This is a genomic window from Cloacibacillus sp. An23, from assembly GCF_002159945.1.
Lineage (GTDB): Bacteria > Synergistota > Synergistia > Synergistales > Synergistaceae > Caccocola.
This window is the reverse complement of sequence record NZ_NFJQ01000001.1, coordinates 305,094-324,971: the sequence shown is the minus strand read 5'-3', so window position 1 is coordinate 324,971 and position 19,878 is coordinate 305,094. Positions and strand designations below refer to the sequence as shown.

General features: G+C 61.0%; 16 protein-coding genes and 2 pseudogenes. 9 read left to right on the top strand and 9 right to left on the bottom strand.

Annotated features, from left to right (window positions below; translation table 11 throughout):
* Positions 1-109: 109 nt before the first annotated feature.
* Positions 110-490, top strand: a pseudogene (gene tnpA / locus B5F39_RS01565) (IS200/IS605 family transposase).
* A gap of 536 nt (positions 491-1,026) precedes the next feature.
* Here the strand turns inward: tnpA and B5F39_RS01560 are convergent.
* On the bottom strand, positions 1,027-1,284 hold the full coding sequence (locus B5F39_RS01560) for a hypothetical protein (protein ID WP_087363131.1): 258 nt from the start codon (positions 1,282-1,284) through the stop codon (positions 1,027-1,029).
* A 170-nt stretch (positions 1,285-1,454) separates the two neighbouring features.
* On the opposite strand from B5F39_RS01560, the gene B5F39_RS01555 reads away from it, so the two are divergent.
* The 6 genes from B5F39_RS01555 to rpe all read left to right on the top strand — a co-directional run bounded on the left by B5F39_RS01555 (position 1,455) and on the right by rpe (position 7,385).
* Positions 1,455-2,117, top strand: a complete 663-nt coding sequence (locus tag B5F39_RS01555; RefSeq protein ID WP_343217563.1) for a GntR family transcriptional regulator — start codon at positions 1,455-1,457, stop codon at positions 2,115-2,117.
* Positions 2,118-2,142: 25 nt separating this feature from the next.
* Positions 2,143-3,282, top strand: coding sequence for a DegT/DnrJ/EryC1/StrS family aminotransferase (locus tag B5F39_RS01550; RefSeq protein WP_162608295.1), 1,140 nt, complete (start codon positions 2,143-2,145; stop codon positions 3,280-3,282).
* Positions 3,283-3,341: 59 nt separating this feature from the next.
* Positions 3,342-4,034 (top strand): zinc metallopeptidase, encoded by a 693-nt coding sequence (locus B5F39_RS01545; RefSeq protein ID WP_087363126.1) that lies wholly within the window; start codon positions 3,342-3,344, stop codon positions 4,032-4,034.
* A gap of 148 nt (positions 4,035-4,182) precedes the next feature.
* Positions 4,183-5,523, top strand: coding sequence for an RsmB/NOP family class I SAM-dependent RNA methyltransferase (locus B5F39_RS01540; RefSeq protein ID WP_087363123.1), 1,341 nt, complete (start codon positions 4,183-4,185; stop codon positions 5,521-5,523).
* Positions 5,524-6,711 (top strand): PASTA domain-containing protein, encoded by a 1,188-nt coding sequence (locus B5F39_RS01535; protein ID WP_087363121.1) that lies wholly within the window; start codon positions 5,524-5,526, stop codon positions 6,709-6,711.
* The gene (gene rpe / locus B5F39_RS01530; protein WP_087363120.1) at positions 6,690-7,385 is read left to right on the top strand and encodes a ribulose-phosphate 3-epimerase; all 696 of its coding nucleotides are present in this window, start codon (positions 6,690-6,692) and stop codon (positions 7,383-7,385) included. The genes B5F39_RS01535 and rpe overlap by 22 nt, the downstream gene beginning before the upstream one ends.
* 207 nt (positions 7,386-7,592) lie before the next feature.
* Here rpe and B5F39_RS01525 read toward each other — a convergent pair whose 3' ends face one another.
* Both B5F39_RS01525 and B5F39_RS01520 read right to left on the bottom strand, forming a co-directional pair.
* Positions 7,593-8,021, bottom strand: coding sequence for a hypothetical protein (locus B5F39_RS01525; RefSeq protein ID WP_087363117.1), 429 nt, complete (start codon positions 8,019-8,021; stop codon positions 7,593-7,595).
* Positions 8,022-8,024: 3 nt separating this feature from the next.
* Positions 8,025-10,877 (bottom strand): UPF0182 family protein, encoded by a 2,853-nt coding sequence (locus tag B5F39_RS01520; protein WP_087363115.1) that lies wholly within the window; start codon positions 10,875-10,877, stop codon positions 8,025-8,027.
* A 125-nt stretch (positions 10,878-11,002) separates the two neighbouring features.
* Here B5F39_RS01520 and B5F39_RS01515 point away from each other — a divergent pair, with 125 nt between their 5' ends.
* Together B5F39_RS01515 and B5F39_RS01510 are read left to right on the top strand one after the other, a co-directional pair.
* Complete coding sequence (locus B5F39_RS01515; RefSeq protein ID WP_087363112.1) at positions 11,003-11,494, top strand: prolyl-tRNA synthetase associated domain-containing protein; 492 nt, start codon at positions 11,003-11,005, stop codon at positions 11,492-11,494.
* 588 nt (positions 11,495-12,082) lie between these two features.
* Positions 12,083-14,143 (top strand): Synerg-CTERM sorting domain-containing protein, encoded by a 2,061-nt coding sequence (locus B5F39_RS01510; RefSeq protein ID WP_087363175.1) that lies wholly within the window; start codon positions 12,083-12,085, stop codon positions 14,141-14,143.
* Between the two features lie 386 nt (positions 14,144-14,529).
* Here the strand turns inward: B5F39_RS01510 and B5F39_RS01505 are convergent, their stop codons facing one another.
* From B5F39_RS01505 to B5F39_RS01485, 6 genes and pseudogenes are all read right to left on the bottom strand, one after another.
* Positions 14,530-15,666: an aldo/keto reductase gene (locus B5F39_RS01505; protein ID WP_343217565.1), complete on the bottom strand. Its 1,137-nt coding sequence runs from the start codon at positions 15,664-15,666 to the stop codon at positions 14,530-14,532.
* A gap of 100 nt (positions 15,667-15,766) precedes the next feature.
* Positions 15,767-15,820, bottom strand: a pseudogene (locus B5F39_RS14705) (twin-arginine translocation signal domain-containing protein); the annotation flags it as partial.
* An 18-nt stretch (positions 15,821-15,838) separates the two neighbouring features.
* Entirely contained in the window at positions 15,839-16,813 is a 975-nt protein-coding gene (locus tag B5F39_RS01500; RefSeq protein WP_143330610.1) for a DUF6282 family protein, read from the bottom strand.
* Between the two features lie 297 nt (positions 16,814-17,110).
* Entirely contained in the window at positions 17,111-17,791 is a 681-nt protein-coding gene (locus tag B5F39_RS01495; protein WP_204245008.1) for a DUF4405 domain-containing protein, read from the bottom strand.
* 98 nt (positions 17,792-17,889) lie between these two features.
* On the bottom strand, positions 17,890-18,207 hold the full coding sequence (locus B5F39_RS01490) for a DUF4491 family protein (RefSeq protein ID WP_087363110.1): 318 nt from the start codon (positions 18,205-18,207) through the stop codon (positions 17,890-17,892).
* A gap of 102 nt (positions 18,208-18,309) precedes the next feature.
* Positions 18,310-19,878 (bottom strand): DEAD/DEAH box helicase, encoded by a 1,569-nt coding sequence (locus B5F39_RS01485; RefSeq protein WP_087363108.1) that lies wholly within the window; start codon positions 19,876-19,878, stop codon positions 18,310-18,312.

The window sequence follows — 19,878 nt, the reverse complement described above, 5'->3', positions numbered from 1 at the left end:
CGATGGTACTGCGGAGGGTATCCGTGGGAGAGTAGGACGGCGCCGGAATTAGTTGAATGAGAGAGGGACGGCCTTAGGCCGTCCCTCTCTCGCTTTATTCTCTCGCTTTATATTATATTGCAAATATCATATAGTATTCGTTCCGAAATTTAGAAGATAGATTATCTACGGAAGGTTGAAAACTGAGATTGAAAAGATTTTAAGAACTCTCTGCGAGAATAGCGTATCGCAAATCATGGGGTATCTGAAGGGCAAGAGTTCTCTTATGATATTCGATAAATCTGCTCACATGAAATACAAATACGGCAACAGGCATTTCTGGTGTAGGGGATATTACGTAGACACAGTAGGACGCAGCCAGAAGAAAATAGCGGAATATATCAGGAATCAGCTGAAAGAGGGCTATCAAGCCGACCTGCTGAGTTTGTTTGAGCCAATAGACCCGTTTACGGGTAAGCCGGTGGACGCAGGCAAAAAAGATTCCCGGTAAGCTCCTTTAGGAGCCGCCCGGGAAAGTGGTGCGGTTGGCGGATTTTCAAGCTCGTTTAGAGCTGTCGGTAATATGCCCTTATAGGGCTGGGACAAACTACCGGCTCAGCCGGTAGTTCTGATTATTTACAAGAATCTCCTCCCTGCGCCGGGAGTCCTTTCGACTTTTTGCTGATTAACTTGAGAGACAGAATACAATAGCATTATCAATCGAATCCATACACTTCATAACGCCGCGTTCATTTCGGAGGGCGGAACAGCGAAATTTTATGGTTTTTCACGCGGCACCGGAGCCGGCCAAGCCTTCAGCGACGGCGCCTGCGTTTGGGAAAAGTCCGCGTCCGCCGGTTGTTTCGCTAGGGAGTTTGCTCGCGGCTTGAATTGTGCGCGCGTTTGCCGCATTCACGGACGCCGCGTAAATTCAGGCGTTGCGAGCCTAGCCGCGGCGTCCGGCGCCGAGCGGGGGCGACAGCGGTGTGTCGGCGGAAGCGCCGCGCGTCGCGCGGGATTTCGGCGAAGCTGTGGCGCGATGTGGTCTTATGCCTCTTTCTCCGAATTTTCGGGATTTTTCGCGCGTTTTGTTTCTAGTTCGGCGCGTTCGCGTTCCAGCTCGTCGAGGTAGCTTTTCCATAATTTCAGCGCGGCGGCTGCGAAGATCGTGCCGGAGGTCAGCCCCGCGGCGATCGGCACGGGCTTCGGCACGCCCATCGCGTAGCTTCCGAGTCCGCCGAGCGCGTAGCCGTATGCGACGATCGTTGATATTGAGAGCAGCAGTACGATAAGTCTTTTGTTCATGCCGATATTTTACGGCCCTGCGGCGCGGCTGTCAAAAAACTTTTCGGCGCATGATTTACGGCCTATTTTGTTGCGCGAGCGGATTTTTATGCTAAGATTGTTAGTTGTGTTTGTTCTACAGCGCGCGCTCACGCGGGCGTGCGCGTCAGCTTTAGGGGGATGTTTTGAGAATGCAGCATCGGATGTACAACACCTCGTCGGATTCCGTATATATGGATCTTCGCGGTAAAATTTTGAATCGCGAACTGAAGCCTGCTCAGAGGCTTCTTGAGGTGAAGATTGCGAACGAGATGGGAGTCAGCCGCACGCCTGTGCGCGAGGCGCTCCGCAGGCTCGCGAACGAGGGGCTCGTTAAGATTGTGCCGAACAGCGGCGCGCGCGTGGCTTCGCCTACTGCGCACGAGATGGAAAACGCCTATGCGGTCCGCGAGTATCTTGAGAATATGAGCGTCGAGCTCGCGTGCCGAGCCGGGCTGGACAAGAGGATGCTCGAGAAGCTCGACGGCCTCGTGCGCGAGGGCGACGCGGCTTTCGAGAGCGGAGACCGCGAGGCGGCGCTCGCGGCTAATTCGGCTTTTCACCGCGTAATCTCGGAGGCGGGAAAGAACTACGTCCTCAGCGAGTATGTGGACAATATAATACAGCGCACCAACGTCTATATTTATTTTTACAGCAAGTTCGTAGAGTTTGACAACGATTCCTCCGGCGAGCACCGCGCGATTCTCCGCGCGATCGCCCAGAGGGACAGGATCGGCGCTCAGGAGCTTATGAAGGAGCATCTGCGCCGCATACGCACGAAGTTCGCCGAGGCCGCCGCCAAGGCGAAGGAGTAGAGGGGAGCCCAAAGCTATGCCTAACATGACGAATATACCTTCGTTCGACCTTACGAGAAACTACGCGCGCGTGAAAGAGGAGATCAACGTCGCGGTGCTTCGCGTGCTCGAGACTCAGCATTTCATTCTCGGCCCAGAGGTCGAGGCGCTCGAGCGCGAGCTTGCCGCCTATCTTGAGGTGAAGAACACAGTCGGCTGCGCCTCCGGTACGGATTCGCTCGTACTGGCGATGATGGCGCTAGACCTTAAGCCGGGCGACGAGGTCATAACGACCCCGTTTACCTTCTTCGCGACTGTGAGCTGCATCACGCGCTGCGGCGCGACGCCGGTTTTTGCCGACGTGGATCCGGCTACCTACAACATAAAGTCCGAGGATATTCTCGCGAAGATAACTCCGCGCACGAAGGCGGTGCTGCCGGTCCACCTCTTCGGGCAGATGTGCCCGCTTGAGGAGATAAAGGACGAGCTGGCTTCGCGCAATATCGCTCTCGTAGAGGACTGCGCGCAGGCTATAGGCGCGCACCGCATGATAGACGGACGCGTCGCGCGCAGCGGTTCGGTCGGCAGGATGGGCTGCTTCTCCTTCTTCCCGACGAAGAATCTCGGCTGCTACGGTGACGGCGGCATGGTATCGATAGCCGACGACGAGGAGCTGGCTCAGAGGATACGCCGCCTGCGCGTCCACGGCGCGGGGACTACCTATTTCCACGACGAGGTAGGCATCAACAGCCGTCTCGACGCGCTGCAGGCCGCGATACTTCGCGTACGCCTGCGTCATCTCGAGGGGTGGAACGAGGAGCGCCGCATCGTCGCGGGCCGCTATATGCTGCTGTTCGGCGAGAAGGGGCTGCTCGACTTCATCAAGCCGCCGGTCGAGCTCGCGGGCGGACGCCACGTCTATCATCAGTACGTCGTGCGCGCCAAGCGGCGCGACGAGCTTCAGAAGTATCTGGCTGAGCGCGGCGTTACTACGCGCGTCTACTATCCGCTGCCGCTCCATCTCCAGCACTGCTTCGCATATCTCGGCTACAAGAAGGGTGATTTCCCGACCGCAGAGGCGCTTGCGGACGACGTGCTCGCGCTTCCGATGTTCCCTGAGCTTCTGCCCGAGGAGCAGGAGCGTATAGTGAGCGAAATTGCCGGTTTTTACGCAAAGAATGCGTAGAGGACGCTAAATTTATCATATAATGGACTCCGATACGAATTGACAATGGAGGTGTGCGGATGTTCTATCCGTTTTTTGACCCGACTATGATTCTGCTGATTCCGGCGCTGCTGCTCTCGTTCTGGGCGCAGTTCAAGGTGAAGGGCGCTTTTGCGAAATACAGCGAGGTGCGGGCCATGAGCGGCCTTTCCGCCGAGGAGGTCTCGCGCAGGCTGCTCGACAGGAACGGCCTCTCCGGCGTGCGCATCGAGCGCGTGCCGGGCGAGCTTTCCGACCATTACGACCCGCGCGCGAAGGTGCTGCGCCTCTCGGACAGCGTCAACGCCAGCCGCAGTATAGCGGCGATAGGCGTCGCTGCGCACGAGGTGGGGCACGCGGTGCAGGACAAGGAGAACTACGGTTTCCTCAAGTTCCGCAACGCGATAGTCCCCGCCGTCCAGCTCTGCTCTGCGGCGTCGATGCCGCTCTTCTTCATCGGCCTCATCATAGGGTCGCTGAACTTGCTGAACCTCGGGATACTGCTCTTCTGCGGCGTCCTCGTCTTCCATCTCGTGACGCTGCCGCTTGAGTTCGATGCGAGCGCGCGCGCTCTGCGCATGCTGCGCGAGACGAACATCCTGTCGCAGCAGGAGATCGGCGGAGCGAAGGCCGTGCTTGACGCGGCGGCTCTGACATACGTCGCCGCTCTCGTAATGACCGTGCTGCAGCTTGTGAGGCTCGTTGCGCTGCGCGGGATGAACCGCGACGAGTAGCGCCGAAGCTCCCGCTGCGCGGGAGATTTCAGAAAACGTTCGATTTTTATCGCCGGTCGCAGAAGACCGGCGATTTTACGCCTGTATGATATAAAATAATAAAATGAGAGAAAGACGCGCGCGCTGCGCGCGGTAAGGGGTTGAGAACATGAGAGGACTTGAAGCCGCGCTTTCAGTTTACGGAGAGGTGCGCGGCGGCGCGTTCGCCTCGGAGGCCCTGCGCAAGGTGTATCAGGAGATCGCGCCAGGCGACAGGAAGCTCGCCGCCACGCTGCTCTATTGTACCCTGCGGCGTCAGAGCCTTTGGAAGACGATGCTGATAAAGTACTGCAAGCGCAATCCGCGCGAGCTTCCTCCGCTCACGTGGAACGCGCTGATGTTAGGGATAGCCGGCATCGTCGAGCTGCGCCATTTCGCCCTTCCGGTGCTCATAAACGGCCTTGTGCAGGCCATAAAGACGAACGGCGGGCAGAAGGACGTCGGCCTCGTCAACGCAGTTCTGCATACCGTCGCCGACGAATACCCGAGATTCCTGGACGGCCTTAAGAAGAGCGGTGCCTTACGCGACCAGGCGCTCTACTGGGGCGTGCCGGGCTGGGCCGCCGCGCAGTGGTCCAAGGACCTTTCCATACAGGAGGCCAAAAAGCTCGTGAAGGGCAGCGGCATGAAGACATATCTCTCGCTGCGCCTTTCGCGGGACGCCGACAGGGACGAATATATAGCCGAGTACAATTCCTCGGGCCGCCGCGCCTGGGCTTCGCCTTTCCTGGAGCGCTCAGTGCGCACCGCGGCGAATCCGTTCCCGCTGGAGCTTCCCGGCTTCGGCGAGGGTAAGATAATGCCGCAGAGCGAATCATCGATGCTCGCCGCAGAGACTATCGCGAAGCGCTCGGAAGGCGGATACGTGCTCGACATGTGCTGCGGACGCGGCGTCAAGACGGGGCAGCTGGCGGATATAATGCGCGGCGCACGCATAGAGGCGTGGGATGTTTCCGAGCCGAAGATAAAATCGGCGAAGTTCGAGATGATGCGTATGCGCGCGGAAGACCGCGTGAAATTCAAATGCGGCGACTCGCTGACGCTCAAGCCGGACGAAGCGCCGGACACGATACTGCTCGACGCGCCGTGTTCCGGCAGCGGCACGTGGGGAAGGCACCCGGAGGCGAAATGGCGCATCTCGCCCGAACAGGTGGAGGAGAACGGCAAGCTCCAGCGCGCGCTGCTCGAGCGCGCTGCGACGTTGCTCGCGCCCGGCGGCGTGCTCATGTACAGCACGTGCAGCCTGTTCCGCGCCGAGAACGAAAAGATCGTAGCCGACGTGATGAGCCGTCATCCTGAGCTCGTCGAGCTCCCGATAGAGCGCCGCGCCGAGTTCATGCGCAGGGGCAAGCCGTACGGCACCGTGATAATGCCGGCGCTGCCGTGGGTTGACGGATTTTACATGGCGATGCTCGCGAAGCGCCGCCACAGCGCCGCGGAGGTAGAATAAATGGGAAAGATACACCGCTGGGGGATGATCGTGGCCTTCCTCGTGATAGTCGGCTGCGCCTATCTCGGCGTTAAGATGGTCTTCGTCGAGGACAAAAACGTGGACGTTCCCGGCGTCACAGGGATGCAGCTAGTCGACGCGCTCAACGCGCTTCAGACGCGCGGCCTGCTCGCGAAGGTGGACAGGGTAGAGGCGTCCGCTCCCGAGGACACGGTCGTCTCGCAGAACCTGAGCGCCGGAGAGAAAGTCTCTAAGGGCAAAGTCGTCCTGCTGCGCGTCAGCAAGGGCGGCGCGGCCCATGCGATACCGGACGTGCGCGGCCTAAAGTTCGAGGAGGGCGTGAAACTGCTCAGCGAATCCGGCTTCAAGGTGGACAAGGTCGTGCGCGTGACGGACAAGCTCACTCCGTCCGGCACGGTCATCGCGCAGAACCCCGCCGCGCCGCAGCGCGTCTCGTCGAACTGCATGGTGACTCTGCTCGTCAGCAGCGGAGCGAAAGGGGAAAACTCCTTCGTATCCGTGCCGGACCTTCGCGGCTACGGACAGCAGGACGCTATCGACATGATAGAGCAGCTCGGCCTGCGCCTCGGGCAGACGGGAGAAGCCCCGTCCGATTCCGTGCCGGCCGGCAGCGTGCTCTCGTCACGCCCTAAGGCCGGAAGCCGCGTGCCTGTCGGTTCGCTCGTCAGCATAACCTTCGCGCGCGCCCCGCTTCCCAGCGACGCGCCTTCAGCCGAGGCGCCGCCGGTCGCGGATCAGGATCAGGCGAGGGCCGAGGCCGTCCGCAAGGTCGTCATAAAGGAAACCAAGCCTGTGACGATACCGACGAAGATACCTCCAAGCGGCGAAACGCAGGCCTCGGAGCAGCCGTCTCAGCCGCAGGTGCAGACTCCGCCTGCCGAAGTCCCGGCTCAAACCGCGCAGCAGCCGCAGGCGCAGCCGAAGCCGCAGCAGGCCCAGCGCCCGGCTGCTGGGCAGAAGACGGCGAAGGTGCGCTATCAGGTGCCGCCGCTCGCCAAGCCGCTCTCGCTTAAAATAGAGATCATGGACGAATACGGCACGCGCGTGCTGAAAGACGGCACGGCGAAAAGCGGCGAATACATTTCGATGAACGTCCCGTACTCGGGAGAGGCGCGGGTCACGATATATCTCGGAGGCGACTTCGTATGGCAGGACCGCTACAATTAGAAGAACTCAAGCGCGGGCGCAGGATGCTCATAGCGCCGTCGCTGCTCTCGGCCGACGCGCTCGACGTAGCCGGCAGCATAGAAAAGCTCGAGGGCGAGGCCGACTGGCTCCATATCGACGTCATGGACGGACACTTCGTGCCCAACCTTGCCTACGGCCCGGCGATAGTCAAAGCGCTGCGGAAGCGTTATCCGGAGGCTTTCCTCGACGTGCATATAATGGCCGAGCCGGCCGAGGACTTCCTGGACATGTTCCTCGCCGCCGGACCGTCGCTGCTCTCGGTACACGTGGAGGCCGCCAAGCACATCCACCGCGTGCTTCAAAAAATAAAGGACGCCGGCGTCCTAGCCGGCGCGGCGCTCAATCCCGGCACGCCGGCGGCGCTCGTCTATCCGGTGCTGCACATGGCGGACCTCGTGCTCGTCATGTCGGTCAACCCGGGCTACGGCGGGCAGTCGTTCATCCCCGAGACTCTCGGCAAGGTGCGGGAGCTCAGGGCGCGCCGCGAAGAGCTCGGCCTCGGCTACGTCATAGAGATGGACGGCGGAGTCAACGTAAAAAACGCGCCGGAAATATGCGAGGCGGGCTGCGACGCGGCGGTCGCGGGCAACGCGGTCTTCGGACAGCCCGACCCGGCCGAAGTGATAAGAAAAATGCGCTCGTCGCTCGGATAAGCGAAAACGCGCAAAAATTACACGGAAAGTAAAAGCCGCGGCACGCCGCGGCTTTTTTGCCGCGCCCGCACTGCATAAAGAAACACTCCGCGCGCGCTGAACGGCGAAAACATCTGGGCCGCCGCGAATCGCGGAGCTTATGCGCGGGTATTTCGTTTCATCGGGTGATAAGTTCTTCCGTCAAAAGCTTCATGCGCGCGGCGTAAGTCAGCCGCGCGGCATCGAATCGTCGAAAGCTAGGAAAAGCACGGGGAGGCCGCCGAAGAGCAGGCAGAGCACGCCCCACAGCCAGAAGTTTTTGCCGAGCCGCTCCGCGGCGGAGCCCCAGAGATAGACCCAGCAGAAGGCGAAGAGCGCCGCCAGGGCGCGCCCCGCGTAAATCTCAAGCGAGGGCGCGCCCGCGGCGCATATTATCCAGAAAAGCGGCGCTGGGAGCGCGAGCCCGGCAGCCGTCAGGCGCGTCACCCCGGCGCAGTCGCACATCAGCATCAGGTTCCAAACCGGCACGAGATAGTCTCGGAACCTCCCGACGCGGAATTTTTCCCCGACGCGGAACATCACGTAGGCGGCGAAGACATACCCCACCGCGCATAACGTTATCGAAATCAGCAGAGCCGTGAGGCCGAGCAGGACCATGCGCTAGAGCCCGAGCTCCCTCATGCGTCCGAGCACCTCGCCGAGCCTGCGTATATTCTCGCCGTATCCGGCCCAGTCTCCGCCGCGCTGCGCGCTCTGCGAAGCGTCGTAGAGCCGCTGCGCCTCGTTTATCAGCGACGCGATGTCCGCCGGCGCGTGCGCGGCCTGCGTCTCCGCCGAAGCGGAGGACGAAGGAGCGGCCTGCTTCGGCGCTTCGTCTTTCAGGCTGATTTTCTGCTTCATCAGCTTGCTCAGAGCGCCGCCGAAATCGTCGGCCCACGCGACGCGGCCTCCCGTCGAGACTATGACGCGCTTAAGCTCAGGCAGTTCGCCGGTCTCGGCCTTGAGGTAGAGCGGCTGCACGTAGAGCAGCGACTTCCCTATCGGTATGACGAGAAGGTCGCCGCGTATGACGTCCGAGCCTCTCTGGCTCCAGAGCGAAAGCTGCGCGGAAATTTCCGGATTCTGGTCTATGAGCGCCTCGACCTGAGCCGGGCCGTAGATAAGCTTCTGCTTCGGGAATTCATAGACGAGCAGCTCGCCGTAATTTCCGGGGTCGCAGCGTCCGGCCATCCATCCGATTAGATTGTCTCGCCCAAGCGGCATATACGGCACGATTACGGCGAACTCAGCCTTCTCCTCGCCCCAGAGGCGCATCGTCACGTAGTTCGGTTCGATGCGGCGCTCGCGCCCGTTCGGCGTGACCTCCCAGACGTCCTCGCGGTTGTAGTAGGTGTTCGTATCGGTCATGTGATATGTGCAGTAGACGTCCGTCTGAACCTCGAACAGGTCCTGCGGATAGCGCGCGTGCTCCCAGAGCTTCTCCGACATTCCGCCTTTCGGACGGAACAGCTCGGGGAATATCTTCATCCACGAGCGGATTATCGGGTCGTCCTCGTCCACCGCGTAGAACTCCATGCGCCCGGTGTATGCGTCGGCCACGGCCTTTACGCTGTTGCGCACGTAGTTGACGCCGGCGAAGTGCGCGAGCGACCTGTCGCCGGTCGTGAAAGGCTTGGAATACGGATAGCGGTCCGACCATGTGAAGGCGTCCTGCATCCACTTCACGCGCCCGTCGAGTATCAGAGGATAGGTGTCCATATCGTAGATGAGGAACGGCGCGACCTTATGGAAGGCGAGCAGCACGTTGCGGTTGTACAGCACGCGGCTCTCCTCCGTCAGAGCGCCGGTGAAGAGTATCTCCGTGTCGCGGAATCTCAGAGTGAAGAGCAGCCTGCGCCACATCGAGCCTATCGAGACGCCGCCGTCCTCCGCGTAGACGGAGCGGACGTTGGAGTCGCCCATCGGGTAGTCGAACTCCTTGACGTTCGTCTTGACCAGCACGTAAGAGCCATGCGCCGTGGACGGGCTGAAATAGATCTCCGGGCGCGTCAGCTCTATGCCGATTTCCGACTTGACCGGGATGTCCTTCATAAAGAAGTGGGGAAGGCCGCCCGAGGCTATCTCGTTGACCGGGTTCATGACGACGCCGTAGCCGTGCGTGAATTCGAGGTGAGTGTTGACCCACGTCGGATTCTGGAGATGCGAGAGGTCGAGGCCGCGCACGCCTATCATTATCTGGCGGCTCGCCCCGTCTATATCGTAGCGGTCCACGTAGACGTCGCTGAAGTTATAGTAGGTGCGTATCGCCTGGAGCTGGCGGTAAGTGCGCAGCAGCGGCGAATAGTCCCACATGCGTATGTTGCGCACAGTGTCCTCGTCGGCCGCGAGCTCGGCGGGCGTGACCTCGCTTTCCGGCGAGAATGCGACGGACTTGACTCCGTCGAGGCCGAAGCCGCGCCGCGTATAGTCGAGGTGGTAGCCGAGGTACGTCTTCTCGCGCTCGTACTCGTTAGGCTTGACCACGTACTGCTGCACCACGCCGGGGACGACGGTGCGCGCGGCCCAGCCGACGACTATGAGCGCGCCGACGATGACGGCGGAGAGCTTCCACATCGGCTTGAAGAAGTTGACGCAGAGCAGCACCGCGGCCGCAAACATCGCGAAGGCCAATATCGAGAGCGCGGGCAGCACAAAGCCGGCGTCCGTGTAGCCCGCGCCCCAGACGACTCCCGTCGGCGAGAAGAGCAGCTCGTAGCGCGAAAGCCAGTAGCCCGCGCCCCAGAATACGAGGATCAGAGCGCCGAGCAGCGTCAGGTGCAGCCGCGCGGCGGGCGCGGCGTAGGGCCGCCCGTTCTGGAAGGACAGTGCGCGCGTCATAAAGTAGACTGCGCAGGAGCCGACGAGCGCGAGCATGAGGACGCCCTGCCCCCAAGCCTGCACGAATTTAACAAATGGAAGAGTAAATACGTAAAAGCCGATGTCTATGCCGAAAAGCGGGTCGGTCTCGCCGAACGGCGCTGGATTGCGGAATTTCAGGAACTCGTCCCACATTCCCACGGCGTTCAGCGCGTTCACCAAGGCGACGAAGAAAGCCGCCGCGAAGACCAGCTTCCCCATACGGCGGAACTGCGGAAGCTCCCCAGCTCCGTCCATGAACGTCATGCCGCGCTTCCACGCGACGCGCCAGTTTACCGCGTAGACGGCGAAGCCCGGCACGAGCGCCGCGGCGAAAAGTTCCCACTGCGCGAAGATGCGCCGCCAGAAGACGGAATCGTAGCCGTTCGCCTCGAACCAGTAGAGGTCGGTCATAAAATTCGCGAACCACGGAAGGATCATCGTAAAGAGGATGAACAGCCCGCCCATGACGAACCATATCTTCTTAACCTTCGGCAGACGGATCTCAGGCGGCCTTCGCCCTCCGTCGTCCCAGCTCTCGCCGTTGTCGCCGCGTCCCTCGGTCCACTCGCGCCGCCCGCGGTTCATCATTTCCCGTAAAAGGTCGTTCAAGTCCAAAAACAGCACCCCTCGCGCAAAATTTTTTATTATATTTTTGACTAAAGAATCACGAATGTCCAGCGAAAAATACAAAAATACGGCTATAATGCTGAGTGATTTCGCACAACACGGGAGGTAACGCAATGCCGCTGACAAAAGAAGAAGTCCGAGCCAAGCTGACTGAGATGGGAATAAAGTTCGAAGTCATGGAGCACGGCCCCGTCTACACCATAGACGAGATGAAACAGATAGAGGGCATGAAGATAGAAGACGTATGCAAAAACCTCTTCCTGCGCGACGACAGGGGCAAGCGCCACTTCCTCGTCGTCCTCGACGAAGCGAAGAACGCCGACCTAAAGGCGATACGCGCGCAGATAGGCAGCAGCCGTCTCAGCTTCGCCTCGGAAGACCGCCTCATGGAGCACCTCGGCCTCACGAAAGGCGCGGTGACTCCGCTCGGCGTGCTCAACGACTGCGCCGCCGGCGTCGAAGTCCTCATGGACGAAGACCTGCGCGGCCGCCCGCGCCTCGGCGTCCACCCCTGCGACAACACAGAGACGCTTTGGATATCCGCCGCCGACATCGAAAAAATAATCAAATCGCGCGGCAACAGCCTGAAATTCATCAGAATCTAGCAAGCATACGCGGCGGGGACATCCCCGCCGCTTTTTACCGCGCGGCGCGGGGCGCCCGGAAATCCGCGGACGCGACGCGTGAAATCCGCGCTCCCATCGGCGGCGTGACGTCCGGCGAGCACACGCGGGACTTTGCCGCACGCCCGCGGCTCTCCAGCACCCGAGCCGCACAGTTCCGCCCCCGCGTACCGTCCACCCGGGATCGCGTGTCTCTAGTCCGTTAGGCCTATTGCACCACGTGCAAGGGGGCGCAAATTTCGCGAGCCTACCCTTGCACCTGATGCAAGGGGCAGGTGCGGAAAGCCCGCACGCACGGCGAACTTCGGCGCGCACGCGTGGTTTTTCGGCTCACGTGCGCGGGCTGTTGCGCACTCGCGGGGCTTCGCCTCACGCGCGCGGAACTTTTCGCGACGCACTGACACGCCGTCACGTGCGCGGAGCGTTCTCCGGCACGCGGACTCGCCCTGCGTCTTCAGCGCGCGCGGATGTTTGTAAAAATTTCGCGTTCGCGGCGAACTTCGTCGTACATTCGCGGCGGTCATGATGTAAAATGAAAGCTGCAATAATTGTGCAAGGAGGAATAAACAAATGAGAGAAAACGAAAATTCACTAAAAAAGAAACATATCTCCTTCCTCCATAAAAAATTAAACTTTCGATCGTTTTCATACTTTTCCACATTTTTACTCTTCGTATTTATATTCGCGCTCTACGCCATGACGTTCGCCGCGCCCGCGCGTGCCGAGATAGAACCGGTAACTCCGCCGACGGACGCGAACGGCGTATATCAGATTTCCACGGCGGGACATCTTGTATTCTTCAGCGACGTGGTCAACGGCACGAACGGGCAAACTCGGGACACGAACGCGAGCGCCGTGCTGCTTGCCGACATAGACCTCACGGCAGCTAACGGCGGTACGGAATACGGCTGGACGCCGATAGGCGACGGCTCCAACAGCTACACCGGCACGTTCGACGGCGGCGGGTATACGATAGACGGCCTGTCGATAAACAGCCCAGACGACGATTACATCGGACTTTTCGGAAATATAGACGGCGGTAATGTGAAGAACCTGACCGTCAGAACCGCCGGCGCGGATACGGGCAGCGGTGTATACGCTGTAGCAGGCTATAGGTACGTCGGCATAATAGCTGGCTATATAAACAACGGCGCGGTCATAGAAAACTGCGCGACTCACGGCAGCGTGCAGGCAACCGATTCCTACACCGGCGGCGTCGTCGGACTCAGCGACGAGACAGGCGCAGCCACTTCAATAAGCGGATGCGTAAACAACGCCGTCGTACACAGTGCGGGCGACCGTGTCGGCGGGATAGCCGGGTACAACGGCTGTACCGTCTCCAACTGCACAAACAACGGCAAGGTAACAGGAGGAGGGCTGAACATCGGAGGTATCGTCGGTTTCAACTATATTAAGGTGACAAACTGCACGAACAACGCCGCTGTGTCGGGCGACAAGCGCACCGGCGGAATAGCGGGAGCCTGCACTAGCGGAACCGTCTCCAACTGTACGAACAACGGCACGGTAACAGGAGACGGCGGCACGGGCGGTATAGTCGGGTTTGGCCACGGCTGTACAGTGACGAACTGCACGAACACCGAGGAGGTGTCCGGCAGCGCAACTACCGGAGGAATCGTCGGATGGTGCAATTCCGGCGTACGTCTCACCGACTGCATGAACCTGGGAAATGTGACAGGAGGCGGCGACGTGGGCGGCGTCTGGGGGTATGCAGTTAATTCGCCCACAGTTGAAAACTGCGGATTCCTTCAGACCGAGACCATAAACAACGGGCTGAGCGGAGCGGGCAAAGACGGCAGTTCTGGCGGCATTACTGCGATAACGACGGACGACGCCGCTCAGAAGGTAGTCACAACTCTCTCCGCGTCGATAGACAACGCTATGATAGCGCATGGCGGAACGGCAACGATTACGCTCTCCACCTCCCCCGGCATGCCTTCGGACGCGTTCGACCAGACGAGCGGCGTGGTTCGCGGCGGGCGGGCTGAAAGCTCCAACCTAAACGTCGCGACGGCGGCATACAACGATAACGGCACGATAACGGTAGCGGGAATCGCCGAAGGCACAGCGACGATAACGGTGAAGGCGACGCTGCACGTCACCGACCTCTCGGCTCTGTCGGACGACAGCTTGCTAGCCTACTCCGTTGATGGCGAAGAGGTCTCGTTCACCTTCGACGTGACGGTCTCAAACGTCGCGCTTGAGTCTATCTCGCTCTCGCCCGCCTCCGACGACATCGAGATGAAAATCGGCGATACGCAGAGCTTCTCCATAATCTACTCCCCGACCAACGCGACGAACAAATCCGTAACGTGGAGCGCATCGTCCGAGGGCATCGTGAATATCACGGACAACGGAAACGGCACGGCGACCGTCGAAGCCACCGGCGCGGGCGCCGCGACGATAACCGCGACGAGCGCAGACGGCGGCTTAACCGCAAGCGTGACTGTGACGGTGACAGCTGCGGAAACCGGACCGGAACCGACGCCCGAACCTGAACCCGAGCCCGAAACGCCGCAGAGTTCCGGCGGCGGAGGCGGCGGCTGTTCCGCAGGATTCGGCGCGCTTGCGTTGTTTGCGCTGATACCGCTTGTACTGAGAAAGAAGAAATAACGAACGCGCAGCACAGCGGCGCAAAGTGCATAATGTAAGAGAAGAGAGAGTCCGCGCGGCTTCTCTCTTCTCTTTTATATATGGTAGCCAACAAAGAGAAATAGCCGGTCTAATAGCCATTCCGCGCTTGACGCGGAATCCCGCGGCTTTAACAACGTTACGACTCAGTCGGATAAAAGCAACTGGGCTCCGCGTCAAAACGCGGAATGACGGTGAAACCAACTGTATCTCTTTGTTGATTAAACAACCATAGCTCACGCGCGCCCGGCTCTGCGCGTCCGCGCACGGCTGTTCCGCCGCGGCGGCAAGCGTAAGCGCCGCTTCCGGGATTTTTCTCTATCGGAAGCGGCGCACATTTTTATGATTTTATGGAAATGGGCGAAGCGCTAGAAGCCGAACTCAGCCGCCACTTCTTTAAGGTGTTTCGGGATGTCGAGCTTCTGCGGGCATTTGGGCAAACATTCTCCGCAGTCTACGCAGGCGGATGCGGGAGCGCCGCGCTGTATCGGGGACATCGAAGTCGTGTAGTCGAACATAGCGCGCTCTTTGTTTCTGTGGAGCAGGTAGTTGTTGTAGACGTAGGCGAAGATGTAGCCGACGGCGACGTTGTGCGGGCACGGGATGCACTGGTAGCAGCCGGTGCAGTCAACGTGGCCCGGCGTGCCGCGGTAGGCGCGTATCGCCCGGCCCAGAGCTTCGCGCTCGTCTGGGGTCAGCATGTCCGGCTTCGCGCGCGACGCGTAGTCGAGGTTGGCCTCGACGTCGGCCATCGAGCCCATGCCGCTGACCGTGACGCTGACCTCCGGAATGTCCCAGAGGTAGTCGAGCGCCCATTCGGCGTCGGGCTTCGTCACGCCGGTCGAGCGCAGCGCGTCGCGCATCGACTGCGGAAGGTTGGCGAGGAATCCCGTGCGCACGGGCTTCATCACGGCGAGGCCCATGCCGTTTGCCGCGGCGTATTTCGGCCCGAGCACTCCCGCCTCGTACTCGTAGTCGAGGTAGTTGTGCTGAATGAGGCAGAAATCCCAGCCCGGGTTCGCGTCCAGCACTTCTTTGAATAGCTGGAGCCTGTCGTGGAAGGAGAAGCCGGCGAAGCGTATTTTGCCCTGCTCCTTGAGCTTCATCATCTTGTCGATGAGTTTGTAGGGAATGACTTTTTCGCGCCAGCCGCGGTGCATTATCATGTGGATGTGGTAGAAGTCTATCACGTCGGTGTTCATGGCGCGGCGCGACTCGTCGAACTGCTTTTCAAAATCTTCGGGGCGCTCCATGATCCACCACGCGGCCTTCGACGTGAGGTAGACGCGGTCGCGCCAGTTTCCAGCGAGCGCTTTGCCCGCGACCGCCTCGCTCTGCCCGCCGAGGTAGACGCGCCCGGTGTCGATGTAGTTTACGCCGCCTTCTATAGCGCGGCGCACCATCGCGACGCTCTGGTCCATGTCCACGGTTTTGCCGTCGGCGAGCATCGGCAGGCGCAGGAGGCCGAAGCCGAGCGCCGAGACGTTTACGCCAGTGCGCCCCATAGGGCGGTAGTTCATCTTAGGGTTGTAGTTGAGGGCTTTCGTCACGGGGCCGGCCGATGCCGCCGCCTCCGCCGCGAAGGCTTTGCCGCCGCCGAGCACGGAGCCCGCCGCGCCGAGTATCGCCGCCGATTTGAGAAAATCGCGTCTGTTCATTTTTTCGCTTCCCTTCCGTCTATTCCAGTCCGATGAGGCGCGCGGGGTTGACGCGCACCATTAGGTCTATGTCGCGCTGCGGAACGCCGGCCGCGGTCAGCTCTTCTATGCACATCCTCATGCCGTCGAGCGGGTCGGGGTTGCCGCGCTGTCCGAGGTCCGTTGATATGAAGCTGCGCTCGGGGACGGTGCGCGCGTAGCTCAGGAATTCCTCCGCGCTCTGGCGTTCGAACTCAGGGTTGCCTGTCCCCGGCCCCCAGAGGCGAGGCAGGTAGCAGTATTCGACGTAGGCGCCGAGCTCGACGGCGCGCTCTATCTGGCCGCGCGTCATCTTCCACATCAGCGAGTTCACGTGTGTGACGACGAACTTGTGCACGCCGACCTCCTTCGCCTTCGCGGCGAGCGTCAGGCTCTCGTCGGGCGAGCAGTGGCCCGTCGCGAAAATTATGTTTGCCTCCGCGCATATTTCCATGACGCGCACGACCTCGGGCAGCACCGCGCCGCTCCCGTCGAGCACGGGAATGCCGCGGAAATCTCCGCCCGCGCCGCGCAGAGGATATTCGGCCGCGAGCGTCGGCATCCAGATGCAGCGGCAGAGGCCGCCGTCCGTTTTGACCGCCTGCTCTGCGGCGTAGACGTTGACGCGGCCGCCGTGGACGCGGTTCATACAGATGCTTCCGAACACCTCGAAGCCCGGCACGGCCTCGCGTATGAGATAGGCCCTGTCGTGGCAGCTCCAGTCGTTGGACTTGAACATCAGTGCGCGGCAGCCCGCGGCCTTCGCGCGCCGCGACAGGCCGAGCTCGCTCGTGCAGCGCGGCTTCGTGTCGGGCGCGCAGTGTATGTGTATGTCGCAGACGCCCTTCAAAATTCCGTCCGCAGCTACATTTTCCGCCGCCTCGGCCGCAGCGCGTGCGGCTCCGCCCATCAGAGCCGCGCCGCCCGCGGCGCCCATCGTTTTTATAAAATCTCTTCTCGTCATGCCCGCCGTCATTTTTTCAAAACCTCCGTAAAACCGCGCAGGCCGCGCGTCCTCTTCAAAAAATCCTCTCGTATGCCGGCAAGGGACGCGCAGTCAGTGAAAATCCCAGTGGTTCCGGCTCTTTGCGCCGCGAGCGGAAGTTCATGCCGCTCGCTCAATTCTCCCGTTCACGGACAAAATCTTAAATTAGCGGCCGCTCAATGTCTAATACCCGTGGATTATCAGCGCTCTATGCTTCACGGGTATAAAGAAAGCCCAGCGCAGTCCGGCGCGGGGCTTTACGTATCTGTCAGCGGGGCTTCTCGCCCGTCAACTTTTGCGCGCGGAGCGGAGCATGAGGGCGCGGAGGTAATGGGCCGTCCACACCCAGAGAGCCATTATTCCGGCATAGTCGAGAAAGAAAAGCGCGAGCGGGCGCTCGAAGTCGAAAAATACGAACTGGCTGCGAAGGAACATATAAGCGAGCAGATTCTGACGCAGAAGCGCGCTCACGCCGAAGCAGGCCGCGGCGAAGCCCGCGAGCCGCATCACGGCCCCGGTTCCGCGCGGCGCGCGCGCGGCGAGCGGCGAGCTCTTGACCATCCCGATCATCATGCTCCAGTGCAGGCCGAGGTGCAGTGACATGAAGCAGTAGCCCCAGTAGGCGGCGAGCATGTGGACGACGCGCGCGAGCGACGCGCCGTCTCTGAGGAAGGGCACGTCGTAGATATAGCGCGACATCGCGGCGCCGCTGACTGCCGCGGCGGCCATCGAGACGAGGCAGAGCAGGTTGACGGCGGTCTGGAAAATCCTCAGCGCGGTCCAGCGTCCTGCGAAGAGCGCGCCGTACCACCTTCGGTTCAGAACGTTGTGTAGGATGAAGAGCAGGAGGAGGCCGCTCCCGGCCCATTCGTGCGCCTCTTCGCCGACGAGCATGTAGGCCATACAGAAGTAAAGCGCCGCCGTCATAGCGACGTCTACTAGAATTTTGAACTTCATCGAAGCCTTCACAGAACCATACCCCTTTCGCGGAACGCCGCCGGATCGGCCCACGCAGCCCCTAAGTTCATGCGCCGGAGGACGGACGCCGCCGTATGCCGCGCCGCGCGTCACTTTCCGTCCGCACCGCCTCGACTCTCCTTCGCCGCGCGTTTTGGATTTTTAGGGAACCATCCCCGCGCGACGCGCCGCTCCTGCTCTTTCAGCTCTATTATGCTCCACAGGCAGCTGCATCCTATCGCGCCGAGCGCTACGGAGACGAGCAGCGCCTCAAAGAACAGCGATGAGGCTATGCAGAGCGCCCCGGCCGCGAGAAAGACTGGCCAGCAGCGCGCCGAGAAGCGATATTCGGCCATTATGACGATCGGATGGAATAAACCTATACAGACGAAGCAGACGGCCGCCGCCGCGATCCCCGCCAAGTTCACGGGGCTCACTCCTTCGCCGCGTGCGCGGCGTTCGTTTCATCTCTCATCCATTTTACCATCTGATGGGCCGGCGCGTTCGCGGCGGCGCGGAAAGCGCCGGCGTCAGCCCTCGGCTTCCTCAGTTATCTTTATCTGGCGTATCTTGTCCTCGAAGCCGAACACGGAGCCGTCGATCTCGTTGACGGCCTCGTCCACGCGCTCCATATGCGAGAAGCGGTACTGCTCCGGCAGGCGGTTCGCGAAGCGCTTTATCTTGAGCAGCGCCTGCAGATAGTTGCGCTCCGTCTTTTTCAGGAGCTGCGCGCATTTCAGCGCGTCGGGCTCGCCCTCCTCCGCGAAGAGGCGCGCGAGGGCTATGTTGACGTCGCGCTCCATTTCGTCGCTCCATATGTCGCCGAGTATCGTGCGGACGCGCGAGCGCTCGCGGCGGTCCTTTATAGCGGAGAGGGCCTGCGTTATCTCGCGCAGCGCGCCCTCGACCTCGCGCGTGACGGCGCGCAGGCCGCGGCGCGGCATGGAACATTCGGCTATCACCTTCGCCTCGGTCTCCACGTCCACCTCGTTTTTGAGCAGGCGGCCTATAGCGGGGAGCAGCTTTATCTTCGCCTCTTCGCACGGCTTGTCGAGGGTCTCGAGGTAGAGCAGCCCGGTGTCGTAGTCGAAGTTTTCGCATTTGCTGCGCGGTATGTAGGATACGTAGCCTGTGTTGAAGAAGCCTTTTCGTCCCGCGCGCCCCGCCATCTGAAGAAATTCGTTGCGCGTCAGCGGGCCGTCGATGAATTTCGCCATCTGCGCGAAAATGACGCTTTCGGCGGGAAGGTTGACGCCGAGCGAGAGGGCGTCGGTGCCGGCCACGACGTCTATTATGCGCTCGCGGAAGGCCATCTCGACGAGCAGCTTTTCCTTCGGCAGCATGGAGCCGAAATACATGCCGACGCCGCGCAGCATCGTGTCGGGCAGCTTTGAGACTTCGAGTATCTCGGCTATCTCGCGCAGCCGCTCGCGCTTTTCGCGGCTTATTTTGCGGCGCGTCTTCGCGGTCTGAGCCGCGGCCCATTCGACGCCCTTCTTGGAAAATGCGAAGATGAGCGCGTCGTGTATCTGCGCGAAGCGCGTGCCGCGCCGTTTGTAGACGAGTCTCGTGACGCGGTCGTTCGTCCCGAAGAGCGCGAAGTCGCGCCGCGCCATCTCTTCGAGGTAGCGGCGCACGCGCTCCGGATTGCCGAAGGTCGCGGACATGACGAGTATGCGGCTGTCGTCCGAGGTGCCGCGCAGCCCGTCGATGTAGGCGCGCGCGCGCTCAGGGTCGTTGAATATGAAGTGGAACTCGTCTATGACGACGCGCTGGCCCGGAAGATGCGCGTATTTGAGCGTGTATATCTCCTGCGTGCAGCAGAGGACGGAGGCTCCGGCGTTTTTCTTGAAGTCTCCCGTCTCGAGGCCGACGTCGAACCCCATGCCCTTGAGGTCGAGGTAGCGCTCGTTCGACAGCGCCTTTATCGGCGCGGTGAAGATGACGCGCCCCTCTGGAAGGCGCGGCGTTCCGTCGCGCTCCATGAGGCCGGCCCAGATGTAGGCGACCCACGTCTTGCCGCTGCCGGTGGGCGCTGAGAGTATTGCGCTGCGCCCTTCTATCGCGGCGAGCGCCTTTTCCTGCCATTTATAGAGCAT